Below are 9857 nucleotides of genomic sequence, written 5' to 3'. Positions count from 1 at the left end.
TCCAGCGATGACCTGAACGCGCTGACCAGCGGCCAGATCAAGGCGCTGTCGACCAACCAGGTCGCCGCGCTGAGCACCGCCCAGGTGTCGACGATGGAGACGGCCGACGTGGCCGCGCTGAACACCAGTCAGGTCGCCGCGCTGAGCTCCACGCAAGTCGGCGCGCTGAGCACCGACGCGATCGTGGCCCTGGGCTCGCAGCAGGTCGCCGCGCTGACCAGCAAGCAGGTCGCCGGCCTGACCACCGACCAGATTGGCGCCATCGAATCGGGCGACCTGAAGGCCATGTCGACCGGCGCGCTGCGCGCGCTGACCAGCGACCAGCTGAACGCGCTGCACTCCGACCAGGTCGAAGCCCTGACGACCACCCAGGTCGCCTCGCTGACGACCGGCCAGATCAGCCAGTTCGCCACCGACGACTTCGCCGCCCTGACCACCGGCCAGCTGCGCGCCCTGACCACGGGTCAGATCGCCTCGCTGAGCACCGCCGAGCTCGAGGCCCTGGGCAGCGACCAGATCGCCGCCCTGACCACGCAGCAGGTCGCCGCGCTGACCACGGCCCAGATCAGCAACCTGACCAGCGATGACCTGAACGCGCTGACCAGCGCGCAGATCAAGGCACTGACCACCGCGCAAGTGGCCGCGCTGACCACCGGTCAGATCGCGACCCTGGAATCGGCCGAAGTCGCCGCCCTGGGCACCAACCAGATCGTGGCGCTGAGCTCCACGCAAGTCGGCGCGCTGAGCACCGACTCGATCGTGGCCCTGGGCTCGCAGCAGGTCGCTGCGCTGACCAGCAAGCAGGTCGCCGGCCTGACCACCGACCAGATGGGCGCCATCGAGTCCGGCGACATCAAGTCGCTGAACACGGCCGCCCTGCGCAGCCTGACCAGCGACCAGCTGAACGCGTTGAACTCCGACCAGATCGAAGCCCTGTCGACCGTGCAGGTCGCCGCCCTGACCACCGGTCAGGTCAGCAATCTGACCAGCGACGACCTGAACGCCCTGACCAGCGGTCAGATCAAGGCCCTGGGCACCGCCCAGATCGCCTCGCTGACCACGGCGCAGGTCGCCGCGATGGAATCCGCCGACGTGCAGGCGCTGACGACCCAGCAGGTCGCCGCGCTGAACTCGGCCCAACTCGGCGCGCTGAGCACCGAGTCCATCGTCGCCCTGAGCTCGACGCAAGTCGCGGCCCTGAACAGCAAGCAGGTCGCCGGCCTGGGCACCGACCAGATCGCCGCCATCGAAACGGGCGACCTGAAGGCGCTGGGTACCAACGCCCTGGCCTCGCTGAGCTCGGCGCAACTGGATGCGCTGGGCTCCGACCAGGTCGCCGCGCTGACGACCCAGCAGGTCGCCGCGCTGACCACCGGTCAGGTGAGCAACCTGTCCAGCGACGACCTGAACGCCCTGACCAGCGGCCAGATCAAGGCCCTGAGCACGCAGCAGATCGCCTCGCTGACGACGACGCAGGTCTCGACCATGGAGTCCGCCGACGTCGCCGCGCTGAACACCAACCAGGTGGCGGCGCTGAGCTCGGCCCAGATCGGCGCCCTGAGCACCGACGCGATCGTCGCGCTGACCTCCGGCCAGTTCGCCGCGCTGAACAGCAAGCAGGTCGCGGGTCTGACCACCGACCAGATGGGCGCCATCGAGACCGGCGACATCATGTCGATCACGACCAACGCCCTGGCCTCGCTGAGCTCCACGCAGCTCAACGCGCTGGACTCCGACCAGATCGCCGCGCTGTCCAGCCAGCAGGTCGCCGCCCTGACTACCGGTCAGGTCAGCAACCTGACCAGCGATGACCTGAACGCGCTGACCAGCGGCCAGATCAAGGCGCTGAGCACGCAGCAAGTCGCCTCGCTGACGACGGCCCAGGTCTCGACCATGGAGACCGCCGACGTCCAGGCGCTGACGACCGCGCAGATCGCCGCGCTGGGCTCGGCCCAGGTCGGCGCGCTGAGCACGGACGCGATCGTGGCCTTGACCTCCGGCCAGGTGGCCGCGCTGACGACCAAGCAGGTCGCCGGTCTGACCACCGACCAGATGGCGGCCATCGAGACCGGTGACCTCAAGTCCCTGTCCACCACCGCGCTGCGCGCCCTGACCAGCGACCAGCTGCAGGCGCTGGGCTCCGACCAGATCGAAGCCCTGACCTCGCAGCAGGTGCAGGCCCTGTCGACCACGCAGATCAGCCAGTTCGCCACCGATGACTTCGCCGCGCTGACCACCGGCCAGCTGCGCGCCCTGTCCACCGGCCAAGTCGCCTCGCTGACCACCGCGGAACTGGAGGCCCTGGGCAGCGACCAGATCGCCGCCCTGACCACCGCGCAGGTCGCCGCCCTGACCACGGCCCAGATCAGCAACCTGACCAGCGACGACCTGAACGCGCTGACCAGCGCGCAGATCAAGGCGCTGACGACCGCCCAGGTCGCCGCGCTGACCACGGCCCAGGTCTCGACCATGGAAACCGCCGACGTCCAGGCGCTGAACACCAACCAGGTGGCGGCCCTGACCTCGACCCAGGTCGGCGCCCTGAGCACCGACGCCATCGAGGCCCTGACCTCCACGCAGGTCGGCGCGCTGACCAGCAAGCAGGTCCTGGGGCTGACGACCGACCAGATGGGCGCCATCGAGACCGGTGATCTGAAGGCGCTGAACACGGCCGCCCTGCGCGCCCTGACCAGCGACCAGGTCAACGCCCTGCACTCCGACCAGATCGGCGCGCTGTCGACCGTCCAGGTCGCCGCCCTGACCACCGGCCAGGTGAGCAACCTGACCAGCGACGACCTGAACGCGCTGACCAGCGGCCAGATCAAAGCCCTGACCACGCAGCAGCTGCAATCGCTGACCACCGGCCAGATCGCCACGATGGAGAGCCTGGACGTCGCCGCGCTGAACACGAATCAGCTGATCGCCCTGGGCTCCGCGCAGATCGGCGCGCTGAGCACCGATTCGATCGTGGCCCTGAGCTCGACCCAGGCGGCGGTGCTGACCTCCGCCCAGGTGCTGGGTCTGACGACCGACCAGATGGCCGCGATGGAGACCACGGACCTGCGTTCGCTGAACACGGCCGCCCTGCGCGCCCTGACCTCGACGCAGCTGGACGCGCTGGACTCCAACCAGATCGCCGCGCTGACGACCCAGCAGGTCGCCAGCCTGACGACCGGCCAGATCGCCAACCTGAGCAGTGACGACCTGAACGCGCTGACCAGCAGCCAGATCCGCGCGCTGAGCAACAGCCAGCTGCAGGCCCTGACCACGACGCAAGTCGCGGCGATGGAGACGGACGACGTCGCGGCCTTGACCAGCGCCCAGATCCTGGCGCTGGGCTCGGCCCAGATCGGCGCCCTGAGCACCGACTCGATCGTGGCCCTGACGACGGCACAAGCCGGCGCGCTGACCTCGGCCCAGGTCGACGGTCTGACCACGACCCAGATGGCGGCCTTCGAGACGGCCGACCTGCGTCAGCTCAGCACCGCGGCCATCCGCTCGCTGGACAGCGCACAGCTGGAAGCGCTGGACTCCAACCAGATCGCGGCGCTGAGCACGCAGCAGGTCGCGGCGCTGAGCACGCTCCAGGTCAGCCAGCTGGCGACCGACGACGTGCAGGCCCTGACCTCGCAGCAGATCGTGTCCATGAACTCGGCGCAGTTGCACGCCTTCACCACCGACCAGGTGATGGCGATCGACAGCGGCGACCTGGCGGCGATCAGCAGCGTCAACCTGGTGGCCTTCGACTCGGGCGACTTCGCGGCCTTCACCTCGGACCAGATCCATGCGATGACCTCGTCGCAGTGGAGCGCGGTGAGCGCGGCGCAGGTCGTGGGCATCGAGACGGCGGACATCGCCTCGATCACGACGGACGGTATCCACGCCCTGGGCACCGCGGCGATCCACGCCTTCCACACGGACCAGATCGCGGCCCTGACCAGCGACCAGATCCATGAATTCAGCACCGCGCAGCTGCGCGCGCTGGGCACGGACCAGATCGCGGCCCTGACGACGGACGACATCAACGGCATGACCAGCGCCCACTTCGCGACGCTGACCTCGGCCCAGATGCACGCCTTCACGACGGACCAGATCCTGGCGCTGGACTCCTCGGACATCCACGCGCTGACCACGCTGCAGGTGCAAGGTCTGACGACCGACCAGCTGCTGGCGATGAACTCGGATCAGTTCGTCGGTTGGGACACGCAGGACCTGGCCTCCATGAACATGGAGCAGGTGCTGGCCCTGACGACCGCGCAGACCAGCGGCCTGAGCGACCCGCAACTGAATGCCCTGTTCCTGGCCAGCCCGATCGTGCTGGACCTGGACGGCAACGGCATCCAGACGCTGTCGGCCAGCCATGGCGTGAACTTCGACCTGAACGCCACCGGCAACACCGACAAGTGGGGCTGGGTGGGCGGCAACGACGGTCTGCTGGTGATGGATCGCAACGGCAACGGCACGATCGACAGCGGTGCGGAGCTCTTCGGCGCCGGCACCACGGTCAACGGCCGCAAGGGTCTGGACGGCTTCACCGCCCTGGCCTCGCTGGACACCAACCATGACGGCCACATCAACGCCAAGGACGCGGACTTCAGCAAGCTGCAGGTCTGGGTCGACGCCAACCACGACGGCAAGACCGACGCGGGCGAGCTCAAGACCCTGGCCGACCTGGGCATCGCCGACCTCAACCTGTCGGCGACCAAGGGCACGGAGGTCGACAACGGCAACGTGCTGGGCCTGGTGTCGAGCTACACCAAGTCCGACGGCACGACGCACGAGATGACGGACGTGTGGTTCGCCAAGGACGGCGCGATGCACACCGCGACCGGCACCACGGCGGCGACGGCGGCGGCACCGCAGCTGGGCGACCTGCTCGCCCAGCCCGAGGCCAACCTGCTGGCCGGCGGCACGACCCATACCGCGACCGTCGCCGCCGCGGCGGGCACGGCAGCCAGCACGACCGACCAGACCGTCCATCCGGACGTGATGAGCGCGGCCTACAAGAAGCTGCATGACGACGACCAGAACGGAGCGGGCGCGCTGATCTAAGCGTCCGCGCCGGAACCGGGGGCCTCGCGCCCCCGGTTTGCCGTTTGCGGCCCGGGGCCCGTCCCCACGGCCGCAAACGGCAGACCCCGGGTTCCCTCCCCGAGCCGCCTGGGCTCTCCGAAGTTTTCCCCGAAGTACTCGACTCCAGATGGCCACCTTCGACGTCGGATCGCTCACCCCCGACCAGATCGCCGCGCTCACCACCGCCCAGCTCGCGACGCTGACCGGCGCGGAATGGGCGCTGCTGAGCGTCGACCAGGTCGTGGCGCTGACCACGATGCAGGTGAGCGCGCTCAACGCGCGCCAGCTCAGCTTCATGGCCTCGGGCCATCTGTCGGCGATGGAGACGGCCGACATCCAGGCGCTGAACACCGGCGCGCTGCGCACGCTGACGACCAATGCGCTGGCGGTGCTGACCACCGAGCAGATCCATGCGCTGACCACCGAGCAGATGCCCGCGCTGACGGTGGACCGGCTGCGCCGCATGACCAGCGACCAGTTCAGCGCCCTGGACAGCCAGCAGGTCGGCGCCATGTCCTCGGTGCAGATCCGCGGCCTGGGCACGCAACAGGTCCAGCTGCTGACCACCGATGAAGTCGCCGTGCTGAGCACCACCTCGATGCAGGTGCTCAACACGGTCCAGCTGGGCGCGCTGAGCAGCGAGCAGCTCAACGCCCTGAGCACCGATCAGATCGGCGCGCTGCGCGGCAGCCAGACTCGCGGCCTGAACGGCGATCAGCTGAGCACGCTGAACACCGCCGCGCTGCAGGCACTGACCACCGGTGCCGTGCGAGGGCTGAGCACGGAAGCCGTCTCGCACCTGTCCTCGGACGCGGTGCAGTCGCTGTCCAGCCAGCAGGTCGGCGCGATGACCAGCCAGCAGTTCCGCACGCTGAGCAGCGATGCGCTGATCGCGCTGAGCACCGAGCAGTACGCCGCCATCGGCACGCTGCAGATCAAGTCGCTGAGCACCGCGCAGGTCGCGGTGCTCGAGGGCGAGGATCTCGCCGCCATCGGCACCAAGGGCCTGCGCACGTTGGATTCGCGCCAGCTGTCGGTGCTGAGCTCCGAGCAGCTCGACGCGCTGAGCTCCACGCAGATCGCCAGCCTGACCTCGTCCCAGCTGATCGGCCTGAACACCGCGCAGCTGCCCTCCTTCAGCACCGACGAGCTGCGCTCGCTGACCAGCATGGCGCTGGCGGGGCTCAAGCCGGACGTACTCGCCGCGATGAGCGCCGAGCAGCTGGGCGCGCTCAAGACGGTGCAGATCGCCGCGATCACCACGCGCCAGCTCGCCGCCTTCGACACCGACGACCTGGCGGCCTTCTCGACCGCGCAGATCGCGGCGCTGACCTCCAGCCAGCTCGCCGCGCTGAGCACGGCGCAGTTCCATTCGCTGAGCACGGAAGACCTCGCCGCGCTGAGCAGCACCGCGCTCAAGGGCCTGACCGCGGCGCAGATGGCCTCGCTGGATCCGGACCAGGTCGCCGCCCTGTCCAGTGCGCAGACCGGCGCGCTCGGGACCGCGCAGCTGCGTGATCTGACCGATGCGCAGCTCGCCGCGCTGACGCCGGACGCGATCCAGCACCTGTCCACCCGCGTGATCGCGACGCTGTCGGTGGCGCAGCTGGAGATGCTGAACTCCGATCAGCTGACCGCGCTGACCAGCGGACAGGTGCGCGCGCTGACCACGGCGCAGCTGTCCGCCCTGTCCATCGAGGACCTGAACACGCTGACCACGGCGCAGTTCGCGGCGATGAGCTCGCAACAGTTCCGAGGCCTGACGACCGACCAGGTCGCGCATCTGGAATCGGCCGACTTCGGCGCGCTGTCGGCGACGGTGATCCGCTCGCTCAGCAGCCAGCAGGTGCAGGCGCTGGACGTGGCCCTGGTGGGCGCGATGACCTCGCAGCAGACCAGCGTGCTGAACACCTTGCAGATCACCGGCCTGACCGCCGATCAGCTCAGCGCGCTGAGCCCGTCGGCGCTGCAGGGTATGACCACGCTGGCGATCCGCGGCCTGTCCGACGCGCAGCTGGACGCGCTGGGACCGGTGGGCGTCTCGCAGATGCGCGACGCGCAGCTGGCCGCGCTCACGACCGCCCAGGTCCGCGGTCTGGATCACGACACGCTCAACGCGCTGGGCTCGCAGCACTTCTCGGCGCTGACCTCGTACCAGTTGGCGGCCATCTCCACCGACGAGATCGGCCAGCTGACGCCGGACCTGCTGGCCGCCGTCAAGCCGACCTTCCTGACCCTGCTGACCACGGCGCAGGTGCATGCGCTGAGCCGCGATCAGCTCGGCGCCTTCGGCAGCGCGCAGATCTCGCTGCTGTCGACCAACCAGGTCACCGCGCTGTCGCCGTCCCAGATCGACGCGCTGTCCACCGACGGCGTGCGAGGCCTGACCGCGCAGGCGCTGCAGGCTTTGAGCACCGATCAGCTCAACGGCTTGGTGCCGGAGCAGTTCGCGGCGCTGCGGACCAACCAGGTCGCCTCGCTCACCACGACGCAGATCGCCGGTCTGGAGCAGGCCGACCTGAACGCGCTGGACTCGGCGCAGTTCGCGGTCCTCTCGTCCAAGCAGCTGGCAGCGATGCGGGCGGATCAGCTGGCCAATCTGGAGGTCGCGGACGTCGTCGGCCTGAACACCCGGGCGCTGCTGGGGCTGAGCTCCGCGCAGCTGGGCGCGCTCAGCGGCGACAGTCTGGCGGCCTTCAGCAATGCGCAGCTCGCCGCGCTGAGTTCCAAGCAGCTGCTGGGCCTGACCGCCGACCAGATCACCCACCTGAGCACCAGCCAGGTCGCCAGCTTGGGCACGGGCGCCATCATCGGCATGAGCAGCGAGCAGTTCGGGTCGCTGGATCTGACGCAGATCGCGGCGCTGTCGCCCAAGCAGGTCGCCGCGCTGAATTCGCTGCAGCTGGAGGCGCTGTCCACCGATGCGATCGCGTCGCTGACCACGGCGCAGTTCGCCGCGCTGCGCTCGTCGCAGCTGTCGGCGCTGGACGCCGCCCATCTGGCCGCCATCGAGACCCAGGACCTGGCGGTGCTGCACTCGACGGCGCTGCGGGCGATGAGCTCGGACCAGATCGCGCTGCTGAGCGCCGATCAGGTCGCCGCCCTGCGCGCGGACCAGGTCGGCAACCTGACCTACCAGCAGGCCGCGGCGATGAGCACCGACCAGATCGTGTCGCTCACCACGGCGCAGATGCTGGGCGTGACCAACGTGCAGGTGCTGGCCTGGAGCAGCGACCAGATCGCGGCCATCGAATCGCAGGACTTCGGGCTGCTGCGCGGCAGCGCGATCCGGGTCATGAGCGCGGCCGACTTCGCCGCGCTTTCCACCGACCAGGTGCATGCGATGACCAGCACGCAGCTGGTGGAAATGACGACCGCGCAGCTCGCGGGCTTCGGCTCCGAGGACTACATGGCGCTGACGTCCTCGGCCTTCCATGTGCTGACCACGACGACGCTCAACGCGCTGTCCACCGAGGTTTTCGCCAGCCTGGGCGCGGAGCAGATCCACGGCCTGGGCACGCAGGTGCTGCACAACCTGTCCAGCGCCGCGATCGCGGCGATGAGCAGCGATGCCATCGCCGCGCTGGACAGCCTTCAGGTGACGGCGCTGACCACGGCGCAGGTGGCGGCGATCTCGTCCGAAGGCTTCGCCACCATGGCCAGCGACGAACTGGCCGCGCTGAGCCGCGATCAGGCCAAGGCGCTGACGGTGGACCAGATCCACGCCATCACCAGCAACGCGGTGATCGGCTTGGAGACCACCGATCTGGCCGCGCTGAACATGGACCAGGTGCTGGCCTTCTCCAGCGAGGCGCTGCAGGCGATGTCCGGCAAGCAGCTGGACGCGCTGTTCCTGGCCACGCCCATCATGCTGAACCTGGACGGCCACGGGCTGGGCACGGTATCGGCGGAACACGGCGTCAGCTTCGACATGAACAACACCGGCCAGAGCCAGCAATGGGGCTGGATGGCCGGCGGCAACGCGCTGCTGGCGCGGGACCTGAACGGGAACGGCCAGATCGACTCGGGCGCGGAGCTCTTCGGCACGGGCACGATCCTGGCCAACGGCAAGCACGCGGCCAACGGCTACGAAGCCATGGCCGCGATGGACGGCAACGGCGACCACATCCTCAGCGCGCTGGACGCCGGCTTCAGCCAGCTGCGGCTCTGGGTCGACGCCAACGGCGACGGCAAGACCGACACCGGCGAGCTCAAGACCCTGGCCGAACTGGGCATCGTCGAGCTGGACCTGCAGGCCAAGTCCAGCGCGATCGTCGACAACGGCAACGTGATCGGACTGATCTCCGGCTACAAGACGGCGGACGGCGTCACGCACCAGATGGGCGACGTGTGGTTCTCGAAGAGCGCGTCGGACGGCGCCGCGGATGCGGCGAGTGCCGCGTCCTCGGCCTCCTCCGCGAGCGCGAGCGTCGTCGATGTCAAGGTCCACCTCGCCGCGTCCGACCTGCTGGCCGCGCCGAGCGCCTCGGTCGTGCCGGACAGCGCGGCCGCCGCGGGATCGGCGACCGCCTCAGGCTCGATCTCGGGGCCGACCTCCGGCGCGATAGCCGACGGCCACGTGCATCACGCCGCGATGGCGGCAATCCACGCCACCTTGCGCAAGCTCGCCGACGACGACGGCAACGGCCCGCTGATCTGATCGCTTGAAAAGCCTGGGGGGCCGTGACGGAACCCACGGGTTGTCCGTCGAACGCCACGGGCCCGGGTGGTCACTAGCACCACATCTTCCGCCGATGACGCGGTCGCAGCCCCGGTCCTCCCCA

At 69.3% G+C, this 9857-nt stretch carries 1 protein-coding gene and 1 pseudogene; both read left to right on the top strand.

Features of this window, described 5'->3' with window-relative positions; genetic code table 11:
* Positions 1-5052, top strand: a pseudogene (locus ABDW59_RS13425) (heme utilization protein); the annotation flags it as partial.
* Between the two features lie 148 nt (positions 5053-5200).
* On the top strand, positions 5201-9733 hold the full coding sequence (locus tag ABDW59_RS13420; RefSeq protein WP_343630341.1) for a hypothetical protein: 4533 nt from the start codon (positions 5201-5203) through the stop codon (positions 9731-9733).
* Positions 9734-9857: the final 124 nt, after the last annotated feature.

The organism is Roseateles sp. (assembly GCF_039595295.1).
Classification (GTDB): Bacteria; Pseudomonadota; Gammaproteobacteria; order Burkholderiales; family Burkholderiaceae_C; genus Roseateles.
This window is presented reverse-complemented; position numbering and strand designations above follow the sequence as displayed.

Coding starts and splice junctions, on each gene's coding strand:
- ABDW59_RS13420 (WP_343630341.1), top strand. CDS start 5,201: ATGGCCACCTTCGACGTCGGATCGCTCACCCCCGACCAGATCGCCGCG.